Origin of the sequence: Saccharopolyspora sp. 7B (assembly GCF_020177435.1) — a bacterium.
GTDB lineage: Bacteria > Actinomycetota > Actinomycetes > Mycobacteriales > Pseudonocardiaceae > Saccharopolyspora_C > Saccharopolyspora_C gregorii.
Window position 1 is genome coordinate 1 of sequence record NZ_JAIUKC010000169.1, and the last position, 23,590, is coordinate 23,590.

Annotated in this window: 23 protein-coding genes; 9 read left to right on the plus strand and 14 right to left on the minus strand. The window is 73.7% G+C overall.

What is annotated here, in order from left to right:
* Nucleotides 1–183 precede the first annotated feature (183 nt).
* Nucleotides 184–2,064 (minus strand): ABC transporter ATP-binding protein, encoded by a 1,881-nt coding sequence (locus tag LCD33_RS23450; RefSeq protein ID WP_374108113.1) that lies wholly within the window; start codon nt 2,062–2,064, stop codon nt 184–186.
* A gap of 458 nt (nt 2,065–2,522) precedes the next feature.
* Between LCD33_RS23450 and LCD33_RS23455 the strand changes: the two genes are divergently transcribed.
* The 3 genes from LCD33_RS23455 (at nt 2,523) to LCD33_RS23465 (ending at nt 5,904) form a co-directional block, all read left to right on the plus strand.
* Nucleotides 2,523–3,359 carry a GPP34 family phosphoprotein gene (locus LCD33_RS23455; protein WP_224978287.1) on the plus strand — a complete coding sequence of 279 codons (837 nt, stop codon included), beginning with the start codon at nt 2,523–2,525 and terminating at the stop codon, nt 3,357–3,359.
* A 468-nt stretch (nt 3,360–3,827) separates the two neighbouring features.
* A complete protein-coding gene (locus LCD33_RS23460; protein ID WP_224978294.1) occupies nt 3,828–5,345 on the plus strand; it encodes an APC family permease in 1,518 nt (505 codons plus the stop codon).
* Nucleotides 5,335–5,904, plus strand: coding sequence for a GNAT family N-acetyltransferase (locus LCD33_RS23465; protein ID WP_224978288.1), 570 nt, complete (start codon nt 5,335–5,337; stop codon nt 5,902–5,904). Before LCD33_RS23460 ends, LCD33_RS23465 begins: the two co-directional genes overlap by 11 nt.
* 11 nt (nt 5,905–5,915) lie before the next feature.
* Here LCD33_RS23465 and LCD33_RS23470 read toward each other — a convergent pair whose 3' ends face one another.
* Nucleotides 5,916–6,143: a hypothetical protein gene (locus tag LCD33_RS23470; protein WP_224962814.1), complete on the minus strand. Its 228-nt coding sequence runs from the start codon at nt 6,141–6,143 to the stop codon at nt 5,916–5,918.
* Nucleotides 6,144–6,432: 289 nt separating this feature from the next.
* Nucleotides 6,433–7,176, minus strand: a complete 744-nt coding sequence (locus LCD33_RS23475) for an IclR family transcriptional regulator (protein WP_224962816.1) — start codon at nt 7,174–7,176, stop codon at nt 6,433–6,435.
* Nucleotides 7,177–7,314: 138 nt separating this feature from the next.
* Between LCD33_RS23475 and LCD33_RS23480 the strand changes: the two genes are divergently transcribed.
* The 6 genes from LCD33_RS23480 to LCD33_RS23505 all read left to right on the plus strand — a co-directional run bounded on the left by LCD33_RS23480 (nt 7,315) and on the right by LCD33_RS23505 (nt 14,226).
* Nucleotides 7,315–8,634, plus strand: a complete 1,320-nt coding sequence (locus tag LCD33_RS23480) for an MFS transporter (protein WP_224978289.1) — start codon at nt 7,315–7,317, stop codon at nt 8,632–8,634.
* Between the two features lie 62 nt (nt 8,635–8,696).
* Complete coding sequence (locus LCD33_RS23485; RefSeq protein ID WP_224978290.1) at nt 8,697–9,719, plus strand: alcohol dehydrogenase catalytic domain-containing protein; 1,023 nt, start codon at nt 8,697–8,699, stop codon at nt 9,717–9,719.
* On the plus strand, nt 9,716–10,930 hold the full coding sequence (manD, locus tag LCD33_RS23490; RefSeq protein WP_224978291.1) for a D-mannonate dehydratase ManD: 1,215 nt from the start codon (nt 9,716–9,718) through the stop codon (nt 10,928–10,930). The genes LCD33_RS23485 and manD overlap by 4 nt, the downstream gene beginning before the upstream one ends.
* Before the next feature lie 61 nt (nt 10,931–10,991).
* Nucleotides 10,992–11,918 (plus strand): sugar kinase, encoded by a 927-nt coding sequence (locus LCD33_RS23495; protein ID WP_224962823.1) that lies wholly within the window; start codon nt 10,992–10,994, stop codon nt 11,916–11,918.
* A 289-nt stretch (nt 11,919–12,207) separates the two neighbouring features.
* Nucleotides 12,208–13,242: a DUF3616 domain-containing protein gene (locus LCD33_RS23500; protein WP_224978292.1), complete on the plus strand. Its 1,035-nt coding sequence runs from the start codon at nt 12,208–12,210 to the stop codon at nt 13,240–13,242.
* A 519-nt stretch (nt 13,243–13,761) separates the two neighbouring features.
* Nucleotides 13,762–14,226, plus strand: coding sequence for a hypothetical protein (locus LCD33_RS23505; RefSeq protein ID WP_224966892.1), 465 nt, complete (start codon nt 13,762–13,764; stop codon nt 14,224–14,226).
* A 39-nt stretch (nt 14,227–14,265) separates the two neighbouring features.
* On the opposite strand, the gene LCD33_RS23510 is transcribed toward LCD33_RS23505, so the two are convergent.
* From LCD33_RS23510 to LCD33_RS23560, 11 genes are all read right to left on the minus strand, one after another.
* Nucleotides 14,266–15,267 (minus strand): LLM class flavin-dependent oxidoreductase, encoded by a 1,002-nt coding sequence (locus tag LCD33_RS23510; RefSeq protein WP_224978293.1) that lies wholly within the window; start codon nt 15,265–15,267, stop codon nt 14,266–14,268.
* The gene (locus tag LCD33_RS23515) at nt 15,264–15,806 is read right to left on the minus strand and encodes a MarR family winged helix-turn-helix transcriptional regulator (RefSeq protein ID WP_224958681.1); all 543 of its coding nucleotides are present in this window, start codon (nt 15,804–15,806) and stop codon (nt 15,264–15,266) included. The genes LCD33_RS23510 and LCD33_RS23515 overlap by 4 nt, the downstream gene beginning before the upstream one ends.
* Nucleotides 15,807–15,907: 101 nt before the next feature.
* Complete coding sequence (locus tag LCD33_RS23520; protein ID WP_224958683.1) at nt 15,908–16,705, minus strand: IclR family transcriptional regulator; 798 nt, start codon at nt 16,703–16,705, stop codon at nt 15,908–15,910.
* Nucleotides 16,706–16,789: 84 nt separating this feature from the next.
* Nucleotides 16,790–17,173, minus strand: a complete 384-nt coding sequence (gene pcaC, locus LCD33_RS23525) for a 4-carboxymuconolactone decarboxylase (protein ID WP_224958685.1) — start codon at nt 17,171–17,173, stop codon at nt 16,790–16,792.
* Nucleotides 17,170–17,931, minus strand: a complete 762-nt coding sequence (gene pcaD, locus LCD33_RS23530; RefSeq protein WP_224966893.1) for a 3-oxoadipate enol-lactonase — start codon at nt 17,929–17,931, stop codon at nt 17,170–17,172. Before pcaD ends, pcaC begins: the two co-directional genes overlap by 4 nt.
* Nucleotides 17,928–19,241 (minus strand): 3-carboxy-cis,cis-muconate cycloisomerase, encoded by a 1,314-nt coding sequence (gene pcaB / locus LCD33_RS23535; protein ID WP_255615230.1) that lies wholly within the window; start codon nt 19,239–19,241, stop codon nt 17,928–17,930. The genes pcaD and pcaB overlap by 4 nt, the downstream gene beginning before the upstream one ends.
* Before the next feature lie 19 nt (nt 19,242–19,260).
* Complete coding sequence (gene pcaG / locus LCD33_RS23540) at nt 19,261–19,830, minus strand: protocatechuate 3,4-dioxygenase subunit alpha (RefSeq protein WP_224966894.1); 570 nt, start codon at nt 19,828–19,830, stop codon at nt 19,261–19,263.
* Nucleotides 19,830–20,552: a protocatechuate 3,4-dioxygenase subunit beta gene (gene pcaH / locus LCD33_RS23545; RefSeq protein WP_224958693.1), complete on the minus strand. Its 723-nt coding sequence runs from the start codon at nt 20,550–20,552 to the stop codon at nt 19,830–19,832. The genes pcaG and pcaH overlap by 1 nt, the downstream gene beginning before the upstream one ends.
* Nucleotides 20,553–20,566: 14 nt before the next feature.
* Nucleotides 20,567–21,748, minus strand: a complete 1,182-nt coding sequence (locus LCD33_RS23550) for a thiolase family protein (protein WP_224966895.1) — start codon at nt 21,746–21,748, stop codon at nt 20,567–20,569.
* The gene (locus LCD33_RS23555) at nt 21,745–22,506 is read right to left on the minus strand and encodes a CoA-transferase subunit beta (protein WP_224966896.1); all 762 of its coding nucleotides are present in this window, start codon (nt 22,504–22,506) and stop codon (nt 21,745–21,747) included. Before LCD33_RS23555 ends, LCD33_RS23550 begins: the two co-directional genes overlap by 4 nt.
* Nucleotides 22,503–23,321: a CoA transferase subunit A gene (locus LCD33_RS23560; RefSeq protein WP_224966897.1), complete on the minus strand. Its 819-nt coding sequence runs from the start codon at nt 23,319–23,321 to the stop codon at nt 22,503–22,505. The genes LCD33_RS23555 and LCD33_RS23560 overlap by 4 nt, the downstream gene beginning before the upstream one ends.
* Nucleotides 23,322–23,590: the final 269 nt, after the last annotated feature.

Sequence of the window (23,590 nt, forward strand, 5' to 3'; positions counted from 1 at the left end):
TGCTCAAGGGCCCGTCGAAACCGGTCCGCTGGACCTGCGCCTGATCGACCGGCGGCACCGCGAACCGGCCTCCGACGCGAGAACGGCCGGGGGGGGGGGGGGGGGGGGGGGGGGGGGGGGGGGGGGGGGGGGGGGGGGGGGGGGGGGGGGGGGGGGGGGGCCCCCCCCCACGCCCCTGGTGGATCAGGTGGTCGAGACGGCCTCCGCGGAATCGGCGAACTGGGTGCGGTGCAGCTCCGCGTAGAGGCCGTCGCGGGCGAGCAGATCGGCGTGGGTGCCCTGCTCGGCGATGCGGCCACCGGAGATCACCAGGATCCGGTCCGCCTCGCGGATCGTGGACAGCCGGTGCGCGATCACCAGCGCGGTCCGCCCGGCCAGCGCCGTGGACAGGGCCCGCTGCACCGCCGCCTCCGATTCCGAATCCAGGTGCGCGGTGGCCTCGTCCAGCACGACCACCGGCGGTGCCTTCAGCAGCAACCGCGCGATCGCCAACCGCTGCTTCTCCCCGCCGGAGAGCCGGTAACCGCGGTCGCCGACCACCGTGTCCAGCCCGTCCGGCAGGTCGGCCACCAGGTCCTGCAGCTGCGCGGTGCGCAGCGCGGCCAGCAGGTCGGCGTCGGACGCCCCGGGCCGCGCGTAGGCCAGGTTCGCGCGGATCGTGTCGTGGAACAGGTGCGCGTCCTGGGTGACCACGCCGACCGTCGAGTACAGCGAACGCAGCGCCACGTCCCGCACGTCGTGCCCGCCGACCCGGACGCTGCCCGCGTCCACGTCGTAGAGCCGTCCCGCGAGGTGCGTGATCGTCGTCTTTCCCGCGCCGGAATGCCCCACCAGCGCGATGGTCTGACCCGGCTCGGCGCGGAAGCTGATGTCGTGCAGCACCTCGTGGGCCGGGGCGCTCTCCGGGCGCGCCACCGACTCCAGCGAGGCCAGCGACACCTCCGCGGAGGCCGGGTAGCGGAACGACACCCCGTCGAACTCGACGGCCGCCGGCTCGGTCCGGGAGTCGAGCACCACCGCGTCCGGCTTCTCCTCGACCATCGGCCGCAGGTCCAGCACCTCGAAGACCCGGTCGAAGCTGACCAGCGCCGTCATCACGTCCACGTGCACGTTGGACAGCGCGGTCAGCGGGCCGTAGAGCCTGCTCAGCAGCGTCGCCAGCGCCACCAGCGTGCCCAGCTCGAACGCCCCGGAGATCACCAGCCCGCCGCCGAGGCCGTACACCACGGCCGTGGCCAGCGAGGCCAGCAGGGTCAGCGCCACGAAGAACACCCGGCTGTACATCGCCGAGACCACGCCCAGGTCGCGGACCCGCGCCGCCCGGGAGGAGAACATCCCGGCCTCCTCGTCGGCCCGGCCGTAGAGCTTCGCCAGCATCGCGCCGCCGACGCCGAAGCGCTCCGTCATCAGCGAGCTCAGCTCGGCGTCGGTCTTCATCTGCTCGCGGGTGATCCGCTGCAACCGGCGGCCGACCCAGCGCACCGGCAGCAGGAACAGCGGCAGCAGCGCCAGCGCGATCAGCGTGATCTGCCAGGACAGCGTGAACATCGTCGCCAGCACCAGCACGAGGCTCAGCACGTTCGACACCACCGAGGACAGGGTGCTGGTCAGCGCGCGCTGGGCGCCGATCACGTCGGTGTTGAGCCTGCTGACCAGCGACCCGGTCTGCGCCCGCACGAAGAACGCGACCGGCATCCGCTGCACGTGGTCGAACACCTCGGAGCGCAGGTCGTAGATGAGGCCTTCGCCGAGCTTCGCGGAGTACCAGCGCTGCAGCAGCGACATCCCGGCCTCCAGCACCGCGACCAGGGCGACGGCCAGCGCCAGCCACAGCACCACGCCCGGGTTTCGCGGCAGGATGCCGTGGTCGATGATCGCCTTGAACAGCAGCGGGGTCACCACGCCGAGCACGGCGGCCGCGGCGACCAGCACCAGGAACGGGACGATGTCGCGCAGGTACGGGCGGGCGTAGCGCGCGATCCGCCTGGCGAGCCCGGGCGCCAGGCGCTGCCTGGTCACCGAGTCGTCGCTGGCGAAGGAGCGCATCGTCTCCCAGCTGGTCATGTGGTGGTTCCTCTCGGTGTGGCGGCTCCGCCGGCCGGTTCGGGTCGGTCGCGGAGCCGGTGCGGTGCGCGGCCGGTGCGGGCGGCGTCCTGGGACGGGACCGCGGTTCGGACCGGGCGCGGCGCCGTTCGTGGTGGGTCGGCGCCGATCGTGCTAGTTCGCGTTAACTCGAAGTCAAACGCCGGGGAGCGGCCGGGTGTTCCGGGCGTCCCGCCGCCGGTGCCGCGAGCGCCCGCTTTCGAAGGGGAAGTCGTTCCGCGTCAAGGGGTTTCCGACGCCGGACCACTGATGACCACTCGAACGAGCGAAGTCGGGTCGGCTTGATCACAGCGAACATCGCGCTTCTGGAGGATCTTGGCCCGCACCGGGAACGATTACGCTGTGTCCCGGGTTGGAAACGCTGCGGAGTCATCGTCGCGAGGGCGTTTCCCGGGGGAAACCGAGTCACTGGGGTGTTCATGCCGATCCACGAGGGCGCGGTGAACGGCGGCCGGTCGCGCCGGCTGCCGCGAGCCGTCCTGACCACGTCACAGGACCCGCCGGACGAGGAGGGCCCGGACGCCCGGGCGCCGGATCCGCGCGCGGAACGCGCGTCCCGGGAACGGGCCACCCGCACCGGCCGCATCCCGCTGCGGCTGGCCGACCGCTACTTCCTGGTGGCGCACACCGGCACCGACCGGCTCGCCGCGCGGGTGGACCCCAAGCTGGTCGCGCTCGGTTGCGCGGGCGGCCTGCTCGCCGAACTGCTGCTGGAGGACGAGATCGGCGTGCTGCCCACCGTCCGCCCGGCGGGCAAGGGCATGCCGCCGGACTTCCTGTCCTGGTCGGTGCTGCGCGAGATCCGCTCCGAGCCGCAGCACTCGGTGCGCACCTGGATCCAGTACCTGTCCGGCACGGCGACCGAGAAGGTCCGCGCCCGGCTCACCATCATCGACGTGGTCCGCGAGGTCCCGGTCACCGGCAGGTGGCGCGCCGGGCCCGCGGTCGCCTGGCGCCCGGTCCGGCTCGACCAGCGCGCCCCGGCGGAGGCGGTGGTGGACACCTTCACGCACGAGGAATCCGCCGCGATCCGCTCCGGGATGATCACGGTCCCGGACGCCCAGGCCGAGGTCGCGCTGGCCCTGCTGGTCACCGGCACCGGCGTCACCGGACGGCTCGGCCTGCCCCGCCCCGTGCAGCGCCGCGCGGAGCAGCGGGCCGAGCAGTGGCTGCCCCGGCTGCCCGCGGGCCTGCGCACCATCGTCGCGGAGGTGACCGCCGCCCGTGAGCAGTGGGCCATGACCCCGCGGAGATGAACGCGGTGCCCCGGGAAGCGGATCCGCGGCCCGGCGCACCGACCCCGACAGCGGGACCGCGGAACCCCGCACCGGCACCCGCACCGAGGCGGGGAGAGCACCCGCACGGCGGCAACGAGTTCCCCGCCGCGCCGGGGAAGGCCTGCACCGCTGCAGGCGAGTTCCCGGCCGCGGCAGCCGAGTTCCGCACCGCAGCGGCGCCGGCACCACGTCCGAACACCGGACGTGCGCGGGGGGCCCCCGGCCCCCCCCCCCCCCCCCCCCCCCCCCGCGCCCCCCCCCCGCCCCCCGCCCCCCCGCCCCCCACACGCGGGCGCCCCCCCCCCCCCCGCCCCGGGGGCGGGGGGGGCCCGGGGGGGGCCCCCGGCGCCCCCCCCCGCGGGGGCCCCGCCCCCCCCCCCCCCCCCGGGCGGGCCGGGGGCCCCCGCCCACGACCCGACCCACCCCGACCAACGAGGAGAACCGACCGTGCCACCGTCCACCCTGCCCAGATCGGCGGAGCGATCACCCCGCCCGGGACCGGTGGCGAACTCGCTCGCCGCCTCCCGCCTCGGCATGTGGTCGATCATCTTCTTCACTGTCGCCGCGGCGGCCCCGGAGACCGTCGTCGGCGGGGGAGCGGTCAGCGGGTTCGCCGTCTCGGGCGTGAACGGCATCCCCGTCGGTTACCTGGCGGTCGCGGTCGTCCTGGGCCTGTTCGCCGTCGGCTACGTGGCGATGTCCCGGCACGTGGAGAACGCGGGGGCGTTCTACGCCTACATCGCGAAGGGGCTCGGCCGGACCAGCGGCACCGCAGCGGGCGGGGTCGCCGTGCTCGCCTACGCGATGGTGCAGGTCAGCCTGGTCGGCGGCTGCGGGGTGGGGGCGGCGGACTTCCTGCACCAGGCCGGTGGGCCCGCGCTGCCGTGGTGGGTGTTCTCCGGGGTGGGCACCGGGCTCGTCGCGGTGCTCGGGGTGCTGCGCATCGACGTCAACGGGCGCGTGCTGGGCGTGCTGCTGCTCGCCGAGATCGCGATGATCCTGCTCTACGACCTGGCGTTCGTCACCGACCCCGCCGAGCCGGGGGTCACGCTGACCACCTTGAACCCGCTGCAGCTCGGCACCGCCGCGGCCGGGGTGATCCTGGTGATCGCCTTCACCGGGTTCATCGGCTTCGAGAACTCCACGGTGCTCGCGGAGGAGGCCCGCGACCCGCGGACCGTCGGGCGCGCCACCTACCTGTCGCTGGCGCTGATCGGCGGGATCTACGGGCTCTCCACCTGGGCGCTGACCGTGGCCACCGGACCGGACCGGATCGTGGCCGCCGCCGGGGAGCACTCCACCGAGCTGATGTTCGTGCTCGCCGCCGACCGGCTGCCGCCCGCACTGGTCACGCTCGGGTCCGCGCTGTACGTGACGAGCCTGTTCGCGGGCATGCTGTCGTTCCACCACGTGTGCGCCCGCTACCTGTTCGCCCTCGGCCGGGAGGGCATCGGGCCGCGCGCGCTCGGGGTCACCAGCCCGCGCACCTCGGCGCCCACCGCGGGATCGGTGACGCAGAGCGTCGTCACCGCGCTGGTGGTCGCGCTGTTCGCGGTGACCGGGTGGGACCCGATCGTCCACCTGTTCTTCTGGGGTGCGTCCGGTGGAGCGCTCGGCGTGCTGTGCCTGGTCACCGCCACCTCGTTCGCCGTCGTCGGTTACTTCCTGCGGGTCCCGGGGCACGGGTGCGGGCGGTGGCGGACGTTGCTGGCGCCGGGCATCGCGGCGGTGGTGCTCACCGGGATCCTGGTCCTGACCCTGCGCTCCTTCGGCACGGTGCTGGGCCTGCCGCCGGGTTCCGCGGCGGCGTGGGCGCTGCCCGGCGCGTACCTGGCGGTCGCGCTGGCCGGGTTCTGCTGGGGCGCGGTGCTGCGGGTGCGCCGACCGGATGCCTACGCGCGGATCGGCATGGGAGCGCGATCCGCCACGATCGATCGAGCCGAGGAGCCCGGCGATGCGAACTGACCTCGACCTGCCCGTCCGGACGCTGGTCAGCGCGTTCGTCCACGACGCGGTCTCCTGCTGGCTGGTGCCCGATCCCGCGCGGCGCAGACCGCTGTACGAAGCGTGGTTCGAGCTGACCGTCGCGCACGCCGAACGCACGGGTGCCGTGGTCACCACGGGTTCGGCGGTGCAGGTGTGGTTCCGCGGCGACGGGCGGGAGCCGCCCAAGACGCTGGATGACGAGGGGGAACGGCGGCTCCACGAGCTGCTCGGGCCCTTCGCCGACCGGTTCGCGACCTTCGGCGAGCTCACCGGGGAGCGGCACCCGCTGGTCGCGCACTGGTACCTGTCGCTGATCGGCGTCCCGCCGCACCGGCAGCGCGCCGGAGCGGGCACGGCCGCGCTGGCCGCGAGCCTGCGCGAGTGCGACCGGGCCGGGCTGCCCACGTACCTGGAGGCGAGCAGCACCGCCAGCCGCGCGCTGTACCAGCGGCTGGGCTTCGCCGACCTGGGCACGCCGATCGAACTGCCCGGCGGTCCGCTGCTGCACCCGATGTGGCGAGCGGTGGCCGGTCGGTGAGGTGCGCCGGGTCAGGTCTGGGACTCGGCTCCGACGTAGTCGAAGTCCCAGGTTCCGGTGTGTTTCGAGCCGGACCGCTCGTACACCAGCAGCGGCGGTGGTGCGGTCGCGCGGCGCTGCTCCGGGACGCGGACGGGCACGGTGATGCGCGGAACGGGGTGGCCGGTGGGATCGGCGGGGACGCTGACCTCGCGGCCGTCCTCGGGCCCGCCGCGCAACCGGGCGCGGACTTGATCCACTGCAGTGACTCCCTTCGCCGACTCCTGACGGCAACCGGTTCCGACTCCGGTCCGGCCCGTCCGGTTCCCGAACTCACCGGATCGAGGGATCATCGGTTTCGGGGGCCGGGGGTGGAGCGGACCCGGCCGGGTGCCGCGCGGTCACCGTCGTCACCGGTGTGGTGACCGAGCGTACTCCGATCCGGTTGCCGGAGGGTTGCGATTCGGCGGCGGTCCCCGCGCCCGCGACGTCCGGTTTTCCCCATCGCCCGGGGGAAAACGCGCGGCGGTGCGGGATGCCGGGCGGTGGTCAGGTGTAGAGGGGGGCGAGCAGCGCGGCCGTCTCGACCAACCGGTCCGCGTGCGCCAGCAGCGCCTCCTTCGGGGTCTGGAAGGTGATCGTCGAGATGCTCACCCCGCCGACCGGCCGGCCCGCGCGGTCCAGCATCGGGGCGGCGAGGCAGCGGATGGTCGGCTCGTTCTCCTCGTCGTCGAGCGCGCAGCCGTCGGCCCGCACCCGGGCCAGCTCCTGCTCCAGCACGGCGGGATCGGTGGTGGTGCGCTCGGTGCGGGCGGTGAGATCTCGCAGCAGCGGCGCCCGTTCGTCCGCGGGCAGGTGGGCGAGGACGGCCTTGCCGATGGCGGTGCAGTGCAGCGGCAGCACGCCGCCGATCCGGGACGCCATCCGGTACGGCCCGGGGCTGTCCACCTTGCGCACGTAGATGGCGTGATCGCCGCTGCGCAGCGCCACGTGCACCGTCTGCTGGACCTCGGACTGGAACCGGCGCAGCACGGTGTCGCCGCCGGTGTCCTCGGCGGAGGCGATGGTGGCGGACAGCGCGTAGGCGCGGGGGCCGAGGCCGTAGGCGCCGTCGCCGTCGCTGACGACGTACCCGGCGCCGCTGAGCCCGCTGAGGATGCGGTGCGTGCTGGGTTTGGCGATGCCGGTGTCGGCGGCGATCTCGCCGAGCCGGTGCGGGCCGCCGGTGCGGGCCACTGCTTCGAGCACGCGCAGCGTGCGCAGCGCGCTGCCTTCGGTGGCGCCGGAGCTCATAGGTGCTGCACCGCTTCCTCGGCCGTTGATTTTCCGGTGATCTCCCCCTTACGCTACCGTTCGCATCAGCAGAACGGTATTCCGCGGAACGGAACGATGCTTCGTCGGCGCGGGAACCGGGCGGCTCGAGGAGGAGCGATGACCGGGCGAACCGAGGCCGCGACCGGGGCGGCCCGCCCCCGCGGCCGCGCGCACAACCTGCGGTGGGGCATGGCGCTGCTGTGCTTCGTCGGCCTCTCGGTGAACTACGTGGACCGCTCCGCGCTGAGCGTGGCGCTGCCGTCGATGAACCACGACCTGGGCTTCGACCCGAGCGTGCAGGGGCTGGTGCTCGGCACGTTCTTCCTGGCGTACGCGGGTTTCCAGCTCCCCGCCGGTGCCCTCATCGACCGGATCGGGGCGAAGCGCGCGTTCGCGCTCGGCGCCCTGGTGTGGGGCGTGGCGACGATGCTCACCGGCCTGGTCACCGGGCTGCTGTCGCTGCTGGTGTTCCGCTTCCTGCTGGGCATCGGCGAGTCCACCGGCTACCCGGGTTCGGCGAAGGTCGTGTCCCGCTGGTTCCCGCGCCGCGAGCGCGCCTTCGCCAACAGCATCTGGGACAACGGCGCGCGGGCGGGCACCGCGGTGGCGCTGCCGGTGGTGACCGCGATCATCGCCTGGGAGGGCTGGCGGGCCGCGTTCATCGTCGTCGGCGTCCTCGCCCTGCTGTGGGCGGGGTGGTGGTGGCTGTCCTACCACGAACCGGAGGACCACCCGCGGGTGACGGACGAGGAGCTGGCCTACATCCGGGCGGGCGGCGCGCGCGAGGAGTCCACATCGGACGACGGGCCGAAGGTGCGCTGGCGCGACCTGTTCCGGTACCGCACGGTGTGGGCGATGATGCTGGGCTTCTTCTGCCTGAACTACATCATCTTCTTCTTCATCACCTGGTTCCCGAGCTACCTGGTGCAGGCGCGCGGTTTCGACCTGCTGGAGCTGGGCACGGTCGGTGCGATCCCCGGCGTGGTGGCGATCGGCGGCAGCCTGCTCGGCGGCTGGGCGTCGGATTCGCTGGTGCGGCGCGGCTGGAGCCTCACCCGGGCCCGCAAGACCTGCCTGATCCCGGGCATGCTGCTGAGTTCCGTGATCGCGCTGGCGGTGGTGGTGCCGAACGCGGCGACCGCGGTGGTGCTGCTGTCGATCTCCTACGCGAGCCTGGCGTTCAGCGCGGCGTCGGTGGCGTCGCTGCCCGCGGACGTGGCGCCGCAGCCCGGGCAGGTCTCCTCGCTGGCGGGCATCCAGAACTGCGCGTCGAACATCGCCGGGTTCGTCGGCCCGATCGTCACCGGCGTGCTGCAGACGGCGACCGGCGGATCGTTCGTGGCGCCGCTGGTGCTGTCCGGGGTGCTGGGCCTGGTGGGCGCGTTCTCCTACGGGCTGCTGATCCGCAAGGTGGAGCCGCTGCCGGTCCGCACGTGAGTCCGCGGCGGACTTCCCCGGACGGGGGCGCGGAAACGAGGAGCTGACGGAGTGGAGGAGTGGTGAGCGAACGAGCCGCCGTGCTGCACGGTGCCCGGGACCTGCGGGTGGAACAGGTGGAGCCGGAGCCGCTGCGGCCCGGTGCGGTGCGGGTGGCGGTGCGCGCCACCGGGTTGTGCGGCAGCGACCTGCACTACTACGCCGACGGCCGCAACGGGTCGAACGTGCTGCGCTCGCCCACGGTGCTGGGGCACGAGGCCTCCGGGGTGGTCGTCGAACTCGGCGAGGGCGTCGACGCGGGACTGCTCGGCGCATCCGTCGCGGTCGAACCGGCGCGCCCGTGCCGCCGCTGCCCGACCTGCGCGGCGGGCCGCTACAACCTGTGCCCGTCGGGGCGCTGCTTCGGTTCGCCGCCGGTGCACGGCACGATCCGCGGCACGCTGGTGGTGGAGGCGGAACTGGTGCACCGGGTGCCGCCCGGGACCGATCCGGCGGTGGCCGCGCTGGTCGAACCCCTCGCGGTGGCCTGCTGGGCGGTGCGCCGCGCCGGGGTGGTCAGCGGCGCCTCGGTGCTGGTCACGGGAGCGGGGCCGATCGGGCAGCTCGCGGTCGCGGCGGCCCGCGCCGCCGGCGCCGCGCGGATCGTGCTCACCGACGTCGATCGGCGGCGGCTCGACCTCGCCGCCGGGGCCGGAGCGGACGAGGTGCTGGACACCGGCACCGTCCACCCCGAGCCGGGTGCCTTCGACCAGCAGCTGGAGTGCTCCGGTGCGCCGGAGGCGGTGCGCCTGGACGCGCTGGTTCCCGGCGCCGTCGTCGCCCTGGTCGGGATCCCCGCGAACCGGCCCGCGGCGCCCGACCTGCTGGCGGCGGCGCAGCGCTGGGAGATCGACGTGCGCGGCTGCTTCCGCTACGGACCCGGAGCGTTCGCCGCCGCCGCGGCGCTGCTGCGCTCCGGGCGGGCCGACCTGGAGCGGATGGTCACCGCCCGGTTCCCGCTCGCCGAAGCCGATCGGGCGCTGCGCACCGCACTGACCGAACGCGATCACCTGAAGATCGCCGTGCTCGCCGAGGAGACCCCGTGAAGATCACCGCCGCCGACGTCGTCGTCACCTGCCCCGGCCGCAACTACGTCACGCTGAAGATCACCACCGAGGACGGGCTGACCGGGCTCGGCGACGCCACGCTCAACGGGCGCGAGCTCGCCGTCGCCTCCTACCTGCGCGACCACGTGTGCCCGCTGCTGATCGGGCGGGATTCGGGGCGCATCAACGACATCTGGCAGTACCTGTACCGCGGTGCCTACTGGCGGCGCGGGCCGGTGACGATGACCGCGATCGCCGCCGTCGACGTCGCGCTGTGGGACCTGCTCGGCAAGGAGACCGGGCTGCCGGTGCACCGGTTGCTCGGCGGCGCCGCGCGCGAGGGCGTGATGATCTACGGGCACGCCAGCGGGCAGAGCGTCGAGGAGCTGCTCGACGACGTCGCCGCCTACCGGGAGCGCGGGTACCGGGCGATCCGGGTGCAGGCCGCCGTGCCCGGCCTGGAGAGCACCTACGGGCTGCACCACCCGGGGACCGGTTCCACCTACGAACCGGCGGACGCGGCGATGCCCTCGGACAACGTGTGGCACACCCCGGCGTACCTGGAGTTCGCGCCGGAGCTGATGCGCGCCGTGCGGGAGCGGTTCGGCTACGACTTCCACCTGCTGCACGACGTGCACCACCGGCTCTCGCCGCTGGAGGCCGCGCAGCTGGGCAAGTCGCTGGAGCCGTACCGGATGTTCTGGATCGAGGACCCCACCCCGGCCGAGGACCAGGAGGCGTTCCGCACGATCCGGCAGCACACCACCACCCCGATCGCGGTCGGCGAGGTGTTCAACTCGATCTGGGACTGCAAGCATCTGATCAGCGAGCGGTTGATCGACTACATCCGCGCCTCGGTGTCGCACACCGGCGGGATCACCCACCTGCGGCAGGTGTTCGAGCTGGCGGCGCTGCACGGGGTGCGCACCGGTTCGCACGGCGCGGGCGACCTGTCGCCGGTGTCGTTCGCCGCCGCGCTGCACCTGGACCTGACGGTGCCGAACTTCGGCGTGCAGGAGTACATGGGTCATCTGGATCCGGCGGGTGAGGTGTTCAAGGTGAACTACTCGTTCCGGGACGGCTACATGCATCCCGGCGACGCCCCCGGTCTCGGCGTGGAGCTCGACGAGGAGGCCGCGGCCCGCTACCCGTACTCGCCGAAGTACCTGCCGGTGAACCGGTTGCGGGACGGCTCGATGCACGACTGGTGAGCGTGGTGGAATCGGTGATCACCCGGCGCCGCCGGGCGGGACGAGACGGGGAGGACCGGGCGTGATCCGGGTACTGGCCATCGGCGAATGCATGATCGAACTGACCCACCGGGAAGCGGACGTGCTGTCGCTGGGCTGTGCGGGGGACACGTTCAACACCGCGACCTACCTGTCCCGGCTCACCGGATCCGCGGAGCTGCAGGTGGACTACCTGACCCTGGTGGGGGACGACCACTACAGCGACCGGATCGTGGCGGCGATGCGCGCGGAGGGCGTCGGTACCGACCGGATCGGCCGGGTCGCCGGGGCGCAGCCGGGGCTGTACCTGGTGCGCACGGACGAGCACGGCGAGCGCTCGTTCACCTACTACCGCTCGCAGTCGGCGGCCCGCGGTCTGTTCGCGGACGGGGAACCGGATTTCGACGGCTACGACCTGGTGCACCTGTCGGCGATCAGCCTGCAGATCCTCGCGCCGCCCGCGCGGGAGCGGCTGCGCGCGGCGCTGCGGCGGTTCCGCGACGCCGGTGGCCGGGTGTCCTTCGACAGCAACTACCGGCCGGCCGGGTGGGACGGTGCCGCCGCGGCGGCCGAGCAGGTGCGGGAGCTGTGGTCGCTGACGACGGTCGGGCTGCCCACGTTCTCCGACGAGCAGGCGCTGTTCGGCGACCCCACCGCGGAGTCCACAGTGGACAGGCTCCGGGTGGCCGGGGTGGCGGACGTCGCGGTCAAGGACGGTGCCGCGGGCTGCGTCGTCCTCGACGGCGAGCGGGTCGTGCGGGTGCCTGCCGTGCCGGTGGAGTCCGTGGTGGACTCGACCGCCGCCGGGGATGCGTTCGACGCCGGCTACCTCGCGGCTCGGCTCACCGGTGCCGATCCGGTCGCGGCGGCGCACCGCGCGCAGGAGCTGGCCGCCACGGTGATCCGGCACCGCGGCGCGATCGTCGCCGAGTCGGTGCTGCCCCGGCGGTCCGCGGCGCCCGTCGGGTGACCGCCTGTCGGTTGAACTCGGGGTGCGTCGTGCTCGGGTGGCGGAACCTCAGCGGCCGAACCCGCCCGCCGCCCTCGGCCGTTTCCTGTCAGCGGCGAAGCCGCTGAGCCGCCGACCACCCGAGCAACCGGACCACCCGCGGGTTCTCAGCGGTTCCCTCGCGAGGACAGCGATTTCCCTCGTGGCGGAGCCACTTGGGAAATCGATCCCGCAGCGAGGGAACCGCTGAGGTTCCGCCGCCCCGGTGCCACGCAAAACGAGCGAGGAAGCACCCATGTAGAAAAGGCGCATGGGGACCACTCGTACGGCCGCGCTGCGCTTCCACTCCGACGCCGTGCGCGCGGAGACGCACGTCAACCTGTCCGCGGTCCGGGCCGACGGCCACCACCTGTGGGTCGGCGGCGACGAGAGCGCCACGGTGGAGCGCTTCACCCGCACCGACGCACCGCGCCCCGAGTACGCCGAGCACGTCTCGTTCGACCTCACCGAGGTGCTGGACCTGCCCGGCGGCGCCGACGAGGAGATCGACGTGGAGGGCCTGGCCCGCCGCGGCCCCTACCTGTGGGTCGTCGGTTCGCATAGCGCGAAGCGCAAGAAGCCGAAGGCCCACCACTCGGACGCGAAGGCCGCCAAGCGCCTCGCCACCGTCGTGCCGGAACCGGCCCGCCGCGTGCTGGCGCGGGTCGCGCTCTCCGACGGCGTCCCGGTGCGCCGCACCCGCGACGGGGCGCGCAGCGCGGCGCTCGGCGAACCGGGCCTGCGCGAGCTGCTGGCCGACGACCCGCACCTGGCGCCGTTCCTGCCGATCCCCGGCAAGGACAACGGTTTCGACGTCGAGGGCATCGCGGTGCACGGCGAGCCCGGCGCGGAGCGGGTGCTGCTGGGCCTGCGCGGCCCGGTGCTGCGCGGCTGGGCGGTGGTGCTGCGGCTGGCGCCCCGCGAGGAGGACGGCGAGCTGGTGCTGCGCAAGGTCGACGGGCACCGGCGCTACGCCAAGCACTTCCTGGACCTCGACGGCCTCGGCGTCCGCGACCTGTGCCCGCACGGCGACGACCTGCTGGTGCTCGCCGGGCCGTCGATGGCGCTGTCCGGCCCGGTGCGGCTGTACCGCTGGCCCGGTGCCGTCCGCGCCGACCTGCCGGAGGTCGTGCGCCGCGACGAACTGGTCCGGGTGGCCGACCTGCCGCACGGCGAAGGCCGCGACCACGCCGAGGGCATCACCGTGCTGCCCGGCGGCGACCTCCTCGTCGTCCACGACAGCCCCGCCCCGGCGCGCCTGCCCGAACCCGGCACGGTCCTCGCCGACGTCCTCGCCCCGGACTGACCGGACGGCTCAGCGCGTGTTGTGGATCCGGGTTGGCGGGCAGAACCAGTCAGGAACTCGTTGCCCATGCGGAAAGCATGATCACCCTCATCGTGATCCACCTCATTGCCAAGCTCCTCATCGGCCGAAGCATCTGATAGGCGTTACCCCGCACCCCTGACAACACAGATCGACAACATCCGGTGAGCGGTCGTGCCGAATCGATCCCCTGCGATATGCGGTCTCGCTACGCGATTGCGGAAGCCGCGAACACCCCTGCCCGATTCGCCTACACTCCATGGTCATCCGCAGATGGAGCTCGCGGTGTCCGGGGGAGGCGAAGGTGATGAGCTATTCCAGTGATTACCGCCCGAGAGGTTGCGGGGCCACGGACATTCCGAACGCAGCTGCCTCCGTTCCGTCTCAGGGCTCCCACATCCCCGCCACGCCGAACAGCGCCCCTGCGGCAGCGCCGAAGCGATCAGTGCCCACAACCTGATCACCGCGGACGCTCGGGAACGAGCGAACCGGATCGCGGTCGTGTGCAGGGCGTTCGCCGAGGGGATGTTCGAATGGTGCGCGCGATTGGCCATTCGCTGCGCCGAGTTCGTCGAATCCCGCGGGTACCTGCGGGCATGGGCCACCACAGCCGACCTCGGCGCCCGGGCTGCGAGTCGCCTGCCACCGGGAGGCACGCGTTCGGAACTGTTGGCCAGGAGCCGGCTCAACCTCGCAGCGGCAACCGACGCCCAAGGTGGCACCGGCGAAGCGATCGGTTCCCGGGAGTCCGCGCTGCGCAGCATCCGCGCACTCGCACGAATCGGCCTGCTCCACTTGGACGAAGGTGACGCGGTCAAAGCCGAACTACCTAGCGCGGTGTGCACCGAACTGATCACAGCAGACGGCCGACGCCAGTGGCGCGACCACGTCGGTGCAGCCACCGAGCAGCTTCGCGCGGAAGTCCTCGGAGTCGTCGAAGACCTCGCGGGCAGGCTACGAAGCTGAACCGCAGATCGGCGGACCCGATCCAGCCCCGGAGCGAGCTCAGAACCAGGCTTCGGCGAGGAGCTTCAGGGAGCGGAGGCGGTCGGCGGGGTCGTGGCAGTAGGTGACGGTGATCAGCTCGTCGGCGCCGGTGCGGGTCACCAGCTCCTCCAGCCGGCGCACCGCGGTCTCCGGGGAGCCGACGGCGTTGATGCCGAGCATCGCGTCGGCGAAGTGGCGTTCCCGAGCGTCGACCGCGTCGGGGTCCACCGGTGCTTCGAGGGCGCGCCGGTTTCCGCTGCGCACGTTGACGAACATGCGCTGCACCGTCGTCCACAGCCGCGCCGCCTCCTCGTCGGAAGGAGCGACCAGGACGTTCACGCCGATCATCAGGTGCGGCTCGGTGAGCTGCGCGGTCGGTGCCTCGGTGGAGAACGCGGAGCGGTACACCTCGACGATCTCGTCCAGGTCGGCGGGCGCGAAGTGCGAGGCCACCGCGAACGGCAGGCCCAGCTGCCCCGCGATGGACGCTCCGTTCACCGTGGACCCCAGCACCCACAGCGGGACGTGCGTCCCGGTCGCCGGCCCCGCGGTGACCGGTGCGCTGTGCCCGCGGCCTTCGTCGCCGAACCAGCCGGTGAGGTCGTAGATCGAGTTCGCGAAGCTCTGCGCGTCCGCCCCGGAGCGGCTCAGCAGCTGGGCGGTGAGCTGGTCGGTGCCGGGCGCGCGGCCCAGCCCGAGGTCGATCCGCCCGGGGTGCAACTGGGCCAGGGTGCCGAACGACTCCGCCACCTGCAGCGGCGCGTGGTTGGGCAGCATGATGCCGCCGGAGCCGACGCGGATCCGCTCGGTGCGGTCGGCGGCCTGCGCGATGAGCAGCGCGGTCGCGGTGGCGCCGAGGTACGGGGTGTTATGGTGCTCGGCGTACCACACCCGCGAGTAGCCGAGCTCGTCGGCGAGTTCGGCGGCCGCCATCGAGGAGTCGATCGCGTCGGCGATGGTGGAGCCCTCGCTGACGGAGACGAGGTCGAGGACGTCGAGCGGAACGTGCGGTGCGGTCACGAAGCCCCTCCGGGCGGGTCGGTTTCCAGGAATTCCTCGGCGATGGCCCGGTTGTAGCGGCTGACCATCTCGGACAGCAGCCGCAGGTCCTGCTCGCTCCAGCCGGAGAGCAGGGCCGCGGTGCGTTCGCGGCGGCGTTCGCACACCGCGCGCACCGCCGCCGCACCGGAGCCGGTGATCGCCAGGACGCTGCGGCGGCGGTCGGCGCCGTCGGGGCTGCGGGTGAGGTGCCCGGCGCGTTCCGCGGCGAGCACCTGCCTGCCGGTCGTGGACGGGTCGAGGCCGAGCGCGGCGGCGAGCCCGCCGATGTCGGACGGGCCGCGCGCGATCAGGGTGCGCAGCAGCAGGTACCCGGCGCGGTCCACCTCCTGGTGGAGTTCGCCGCGGCGGCACAGCATCTCCAAGTTGCGCATCAGCACCGCGGTCTGGAACTCGACGGTGTCGATCGCGTCGCAGGTGGTGCCGTCCGGTTCGCTCGGTGGGCCCGGCTCGGGGAGCTCGGTGCCGGCCGCGGCGCGGGGGTGCTGCGCGTCGGTCACGGTCTCGTCCCTCCTCGGCGTTCCGGCGATACCGGTACGATACCGATATCGGACCGAGGGGTGCCGGGCAGGGCCGTTCGGGAGCCCCGGGCCTCCGCCGATCACCGCGCGGTGGCCGCCGAACCGGGCGCCGAGCGCAGGTCCGCGCCGATCGCCCCGGTCGTCTCCAGCAGCGGCGGCAGCAGGTTCTCCCGCGCCTGTTCGGCCGTGGTGCGGCTGGCGTGCGAGGAGATGTTCGCCGCCGCCACCACCCGGTCCGCGCGGTCCCGGATCGGCGCGGCGATCGACCGCAGCCCCGCCTCCAGCTCCTGGTCCACCAGCGACCAGCCCTGCTCGCGGATCCGCGCCAGCTCGGCGCGCAGCTCCGCGGCGCTGCCCACGGTGTGCGGGCCCAGCGGGTCCAGCCGCACCCGCGCGAGGAAGTCGTCCAGCCGCTCGTCCGGCAGGTTCGCCAGCAGCACCCGGCCCATCGAGGTCGCGTACGCGGGGAACCGGGTGCCGATGTTGATCGACACGGTCATGATGCGGCTGGTGGGCACCCGGGCGACGTAGACGATGTCGTCGCCGTCGAGCACCGACACCGACGCCGACTCGTGCACCCGCGACACCAGGCGTTCCAGGTGCGGCTGAGCGATCTCCGGCAGCGACACGCTGGACAGGTAGGCGAAGCCGAGCTCCAGCACCCGCGGCGTCAGCGCGAACCGCCTGCCGTCCGTCCACACGTAGCCCAGCTGCACCAGGGTGTGCAGGAACCGGCGGGCGGCGGCGCGGGACAGATCGGTGGCCCGCGCGACGTCGCTGAGCGTCATCTCCGGCCGCGTCTCGTCGAACGCGCGGATCACCGCGAGGCCGCGCGCCAGCGACTGCACGTACCCGCCGGATTCCGAAGCCGGTTCCATCGCTCTCCTCGCTCGTCCGGAGCGGCCCTCGCCCCCGGGCACCTACCGTTCCACACGCGACACCCGGGCCGCCCGCGGCACCCGTCAGCCGTCCTCGGCGGCGAGCACGTCCCGGGCGAGGGCGAAGGCGCGGTTCGCCTTCGGCACCCCGGCGTAGATCGCGACGTGCATCAGCACCTCGCGGATCTCCTCGGGGCTGACGCCGTTGCGGCGGGCGGCGCGCACGTGCATCGCGAACTCCTCCTCGCAGCCGGTCGCGGCGAGGATCGCCAGCGTCAGGCAGCTGCGGGTCGGGCGCGGCACCCCGTCCCCGGTCCACAGCTCGCCCCACGCGTAGCGGGTGATGAAGTCCTGGAATCCGGCGGTGAACTCGGTCGTCGCCGCGACGGCGCGGTCCACGTGCGCGTCGCCGAGCACCTCGCGGCGCACCGCCATGCCCTCGGCGTGCCGGGTCGTGTCGTCGGTCATCGCGGGCTCCTCGTGAAGTGGTCCAGCAGCAGGGCGTTCACCGCGTCCGGCCGTTCCGCGACGGCCAGGTGCGAGGCGTCGTCGATGATCTCCAGGCGCGCACCGGGCACCGCGGCGGCGATGCGTTCGGCGTGCGGCGGGGGAGTGGCCGGGTCCTCGCGGCCGGCGAGCACCAGCGCCGGCGCGGTGATCCGCGGCAGGCCGTCCACCAGGTCCAGCTCGGCGATCGCCTCCGCGCAGCTCGCGTAGCCCTCGTCGTCGCAGGCGCTGAGCGCGGCGGCGAACGGCACCACCCCGTCCCCGCCGGCGAACGCGGGTGTGAACCAGCGCTCCAGGGAGCTCGCGACCATCGACGTGGTGCCCTCCCGCCGGGCCTGCGCGGCGCGGTCCCGCCACGCCTGGCGCGGGGTGAGCTCGGCGGAGGTGCAGATCAGCGCGAGCCGCCCGATCCGCTCCGGCGCGTGCTGGGCCAGCCACATGCCGGTCATGCCGCCCAGCGACACCCCCGCGAAGTGCGCGCGGGCCACGCCGAGCCGGTCCAGCAGCTCCAGCACGTCCGTGCCGAGCTCGCCGAGCCGGTACGGGCCGGGTGGTGCGGCGGTGCCGCCGTGCCCGCGCTGGTCGTAACGCAGCACCCGGAAGTGCTCGGCGAGCACCGGCAGCTGCCCGTCCCAGAGCCCCAGGGCGGTGCCCAGCGAATTGGACAGCACCAGCACCTCGGCACCGTCCGGTCCGGTCAGGTCGTGGTGCGGGATCATCGGTTCCCTCCGAGGTCGTGCCGGGCCAGGGCGCGGTCCACGAACGCCCCGGCCGATCCGAGGTGGTCGGCGGGCTCGGTCGCCGCGACGACCTCCGGTTCGGACAGCACCGCCCGCACCCGCTCGTCGGCGAGCAGCGCGGAGCGCAACGTGCCGCCGCGCTCGACGATCCGCCCGCACAGCTCGGCGACCAGCTGCCGCGCCTCGGTGCCGCCCAGCGCGCCGCGCAGCGCGGCGGACGCGCTCTCGGCCATCACCAGCCCGGCGGTGAGCTCCACGTTCGCCGCCATCCGATCGGTGCGCACCCGCAGCCCGGCCAGCAGCCGCTCCGCGCCGGAGGAGGCGGCGGCGACCAGGCGCAGCAGTTCGGTCAGCGGTTCCCATTCGGCCTGCCAGGTCCCGGCGGCGCGCTCGTGCGGCTGCGGCATCGCCGCCAGCAGCGTCGCCACCAGGCCGGGCACCCGGTGCGCGGCAGCGGTGATCAGCACCGAACCCGCCGGGTTCTGCTTGTGCGGCATCGCCGAGGAACCGCCGGAGCTGCCCTCGGCGAGCTCGCCGACCTCGGTCTGCGCGTGCAGCTCCACGTCCAGCGCGATCTTGCCGAGCGCGCCCGCCACCGCGCCCAGCGCGCCCGCGAGTTCGGCGACGCGGGTGCGGTCGGTGTGCCACGGCAGCACCGGTTCGGCCAGGCCCAGCTCGGCGGCGAGGTGCCCGAGCACGGCCGTGCCCCGGTCGCCGAGCGATCCGAGCGTTCCGGCGGGGCCGCCCAGCTGCACCGCGAGCCGCTCGGCGACCACCCGGTCCAGCGCGTCCGCGGACTCGTCCAGCGCGGTCAGCCAGCTCGCGCAGCGGCGGCCGAACGTCGTCGGCAGCGCCTGCTGCAGCAGCGAGCGCCCGATCATGAGCGTCCCGCGGTGCTCCCGCGCCAGCTCGGCGCACCGGTCGGCGGCGCCGCGCAGGTCGGCGAGCACCCCGCGCAGCGCGCGGCGGGCGACCAGCATCGCGGCCGTGTCCAGCACGTCCTGGCTGGTGGCGCCCACGTGCACGTGCGGGCGGTCCGCGGGTTCCACCAAGGCGGTCAGGTCCGCGACCAGCGCGATCACCGGAGTCGCCGAGCCGACGGCGCGGCGCGCGATGGACTCCAGGTCGAACTCCTCGGCCCGGCAGTGCGCCGCGATCCGCGAGGCCGCGTCCGGCGGGACCACCCCGGCGCGGGCCTGCGCGCGGACCAGGGCCGCCTCGAAATCGAGCATCGCCTGCGCCCACGCCGCCGTGCCGGTGCGCCGTTCGGCCTCCGGCGTGCTGAACATCGGGGTGAACATCGCGGCCTCAGAGCTCGAAGAAGACGGTCTCGCCGTCGCCCTGGAGGCGGACGTCGAAGCGCAGCCCGTCCGGTTCGGCGACAGCGACCAGCGTGCCCCGGCGTTCCTCCTCCACGGTGGACAGCACGGGGTCGGTGGCGTTCGCGGCGGCCTCGTCCGGGAAGTACACCCGGGTCACCAGCCGCTGCAGCATGCCGCGCGCCAGCACCGTCACGTCCAGGTGCGGTGCTTCGGTGCGCCCGTCGGGCGTCGGCAGCGGGCCGGGTTTGACCGTGCGGAACCAGAAATCGCCCCGCGGATCGGTGCCGCAACGCCCGAATCCCTGGAACGAGCCCGCCGCGCCGCGCGGATCAGCGTGGTGGGCGAACCGGCCCCGCTCGTCGGCCTGCCAGATCTCCAGCACCGCGTCCGGCACCGGCTCGCCCGCGCCGTCGAACACGGTCCCGCGCAACAGGACCGCGCCGGGCGCGCCGGGCGCGACGACCTCGGGGCCGTCCGGCCACAGCAACCCGTCCGGCAGCGCGTAGAACGGTCCGACCGTCTGCGACGGCGTGGTGAGCTCACCCTGCTCCGGCATCAGTCGTCGTCCTCCTCGTCGTCCTCGAACGGGGTGGCGTGCGCGCCGCGCAGCACGATGTCGAACTTGTAGCTCAGCGCCCACTCCGGCACGGTGCTAGCCAGGTCGAACCGGCTGATCATGCGTTCCCGCGCCGCCGGGTCGCGCACCGAGTTGAAGATCGGGTCCTGGCCGAACAGCGGATCGCCCGGGAAGTACATCTGGGTGATCAACCGCTGGGTGAACGCCTGCCCGAACAGCGAGAAGTGCAGGTGCGCCGGCCGCCACGCGTTGTCGTGGTTGCGCCACGGGTAGGCGCCCGGCTTGATCGTCACGAACCGGTAGTGGCCGTCCGCGTCCGTCATCGCCCGCCCCACGCCGGTGAAGTTCGGGTCCAGCGGTGCCGGGTGCCGGTCGCCGGAGTGCAGGTAGCGGCCCGCCGAGTTCGCCTGCCACAGCTCCAGCAGCGTGTGCGGCACCGGTTTCCCGCCGGAGTCGAGGACCCGGCCGCTGACGACGATCCGCTCGCCCAGCGGTTCGCCCGCGTGCCCGGCGGTCAGGTCGTGGTCGTGCTCACCCACCCGGTCGTGGCCCAGCAGCGGGCCGGTGACCTCGGTGAGGTACTGCGGCAGCAGCCGCAGCGGCTGCTTCGGGTACCGCAGCGCCGAGGAGCGGTACTCGGCGCTGTCCAGCGGCGGGTGCGAGGCGGTGTCGGGCGGGTAGTGCGGCAGCAGCATGCTCATCGTCGGCTCCTCCTTCACGCCTGCAGGACCACGGCCAGGCCCTGCCCGACCCCGATGCAGATCGCCGCCAGCCCCCAGCCGCCACCCGCGGCCCGCAGCTGGTGCGCCAGGGTTCCCAGGATGCGCGCGCCCGACGCGCCCAGCGGGTGGCCGAGGGCGATGGCGCCGCCCCGCACGTTCACGATCTCCGGGTCCAGGTCCGGCCATTCGGCGAGGCAGGCCAGCGATTGCGCGGCGAACGCCTCGTTGAGCTCCACCGCGGTCAGGTCGCCCCAGCCGATGCCCGCGCGGCGCAGCGCGGTCTCCGCCGCCGCGACCGGCCCGATGCCGAAGACGTCCGGATCCACCCCGGCGACGCCGCGCCCGGCGATCCGGGCCAGCGGGGTGACGCCCAGGTCGGCGGCGACCGCTTCGGAGCCGATGAGCAGCGCGGCGGCGCCGTCGTTGAGCGGGGAGGAGTTGCCCGCGGTGACGGTGCCGCCCTCGCGGAACGCGGGCTTGAGCTTCGCGAGCTTCGCCACCGAGCTGTCCGCCCGCACGCCCTCGTCCGCGGTCAGCTCGGTGCCCGGCACGGGGACCACTTCGCGGTCGAACGCCTCGGCCTCCCACGCGGCGGCGGCGCGGCGGTGGCTGCGCACCGCGAACTCGTCCTGGGCCTCGCGGCCGATGCCGTAGCGGTCGGCGAGCAGTTCGGCGGAGTCGCCGAGCCCGATGGTCCAGCGCTCCGGCATCTCCGGGTTCGTCATCCGCCAGCCGAGCGTGGTCGAGTGCAGCGTCTCGTGCCCGCGCGGGAAACCGCCCTCGGGCTTCTGCAGGACCCACGGCGCGCGGCTCATCGATTCGACGCCGCCGGCGATGGTGAGCTCGTGGTCGCCGGTCTCCACGGCACGGCTGGCGCCGATGGCGGCTTCGAGCCCGGACCCGCACAGCCGGTTGACGGTGGCGCCCGCGACGCCGGTCGGCAGCCCCGCGAGCAGCGCCGCCATCCGCGCCACGTTGCGGTTGTCCTCCCCGGCGCCGTTGGCGTCGCCGAACGCGACGTCCTCGATGCGCGCCGGATCCAGCCCGGGGGAGCGGTCCACGAGGGTGCGCACCACGTGCGCGGCCAGGTCGTCCGGGCGCACCTCGGCGAGGCCCTTGTCGTAGCAGCCGAAGGGCGTGCGCACCGCGTCGAGGATGTGAGCGCCGTTGCTCATGCTTCTGCTCCGATCGTGGCCTTGAGTTCCCGCAGCACCCGCAGTTCGGTGCCGGTCGGGGGTGCCTGCACGGTGGGCGGGTCGGCGACTGCGAGGTCCCAGCCGGTGGCGGCCCGCACCTGCTCGACGGACACGCCGGGGCTGAGCCGGGTGAGGGTGAGCTCGCAGGTCCGCGGATCGGGTTCGAGCACGCCCAGGTCGGTGATCACCTTCACCGGTCCGCGCCCGCGCAGCCCCAACCGCTCCCGATCGCCCGCGCCGCGGCCGTAGCCGACGGAACTGGTGAAGTCGACGGAGTCGACGAAGCTGCGGGTGCTCTGCCGCATCACCACCAGCACCTCCTTGCAGGAAGCGGCGATCTCCGGGGCACCGCCCGCGCCTGGCAGCCGCACCTTCGGGTCCGCGTAGTCGTCCCCGATCACGGTCGAGTTGATGTTGCCGAAACGGTCGATCTGCGCGCCGCCGAGGAACCCGAAGTCGATGCGGCCCGGCTGCAACCAGTAGTTGAAGATCTCCGGCACGCTCACCACGGAATCCGCGGTGTCGGCGAGCACCCCGTCGCCGATGGACAGCGGCAGCCGGTCCGGTTTCGCGCCGAGCGTGCCCGATTCGTAGATCAGCACCAGGTCGGGGGCGTGGGTGCGGCGGGCCAGGTTCGCGGCGGTGCTGGGCAGCCCGATGCCGACGAAGCAGGCGGCACCGTCGGTCAGCGAGCGCGCGGCCGCGACGCTCATCATCTCGTCGGCGGTGAACGTCATCGCGCGCTCCTCTCGGCCAGGCCCTCGCGGTCCAGCCACGCCTCGAATTCGGCGCGGTCGCGGGAGATCGCGTCCCAGCGCCGGTAGTGGTCGTTGTCCCGCTCCGAGTAGCCCTGCGCGTAGGAGGGGTGGGCGCCGCCGGGGACCTCGGCGACGGCGGTGACGGCCCACTTCGGCAACACCACGGCGCCGGGCCGCGGGGTGAGCTCGTCGACGACCTCCTCGACGGTCACCAGGGAGCGCTTCGCGGCGAGCACGGTCTCCTTCTGCACGCCGGTGATGCCCCACAGCTGCACGTTGCCCTGCCGGTCGGCCTGCTGCGCGTGCACGATGCCGACGTCCGGGTTCAGCGCGGGCACCGCGGCCAGCTCCTCGCCGGTGAACGGGCAGGTGACGGTCTTGATGGAGTCGGTGTGCGCGGGCAGGTCGGTGCCGGTGTAGCCGCGCAGGATCGCGAACGGCAGTCCGGAGGCGCCCGCGGCGTAGCGGTTGGCCATGCCCGCGTGGCTGTGCTCCTCGATCTCCAGCGGCACCGGCCAGGAGTGCTGCACGGCGTCCCGGAACCGGTGCAGCGAACCGACTCCGGGGTTGCCGCCCCAGGAGAACACCAGCTTGCGCGCGCACCCGGCGCCGATGAGCTGGTCGTAGACGATGTCCGGCGTCATCCGGCACAGCACCAGGTCGCGCTTGCGCTGCCGGATGATCTCGTGCCCGGCGGCGACCGGGATGAGGTGGGTGAAGCCTTCGAGTGCGATCACGTCGCCGTCGGCGACCAACTCGGCGATCGCCTCGTCCAAGGCGAGGATGCGTGCCACCGATCCGCTCCGATCGTGCGCATAGTGAACATGTGTTCTTTGCGCGAACACTAGTGCCGCCGCGGCGACGCGGTCAAGCACCGCCCGGCGCAGTGCTGAACGGACCGTTCGACCAACGAGATGAGGCGAACGGTCCGTTCACTCCCCGGCCCGGCGGCCGGAGCGGTGCGATCGACCCGGGTGAGCGGACCGGTGGGGGCGCCCGCTAGGGCCCAACGGGCGTTGTCAGGGGGGGGGGGGGGGCGGGGGGGGGGGGGGCGCCGGGCGCG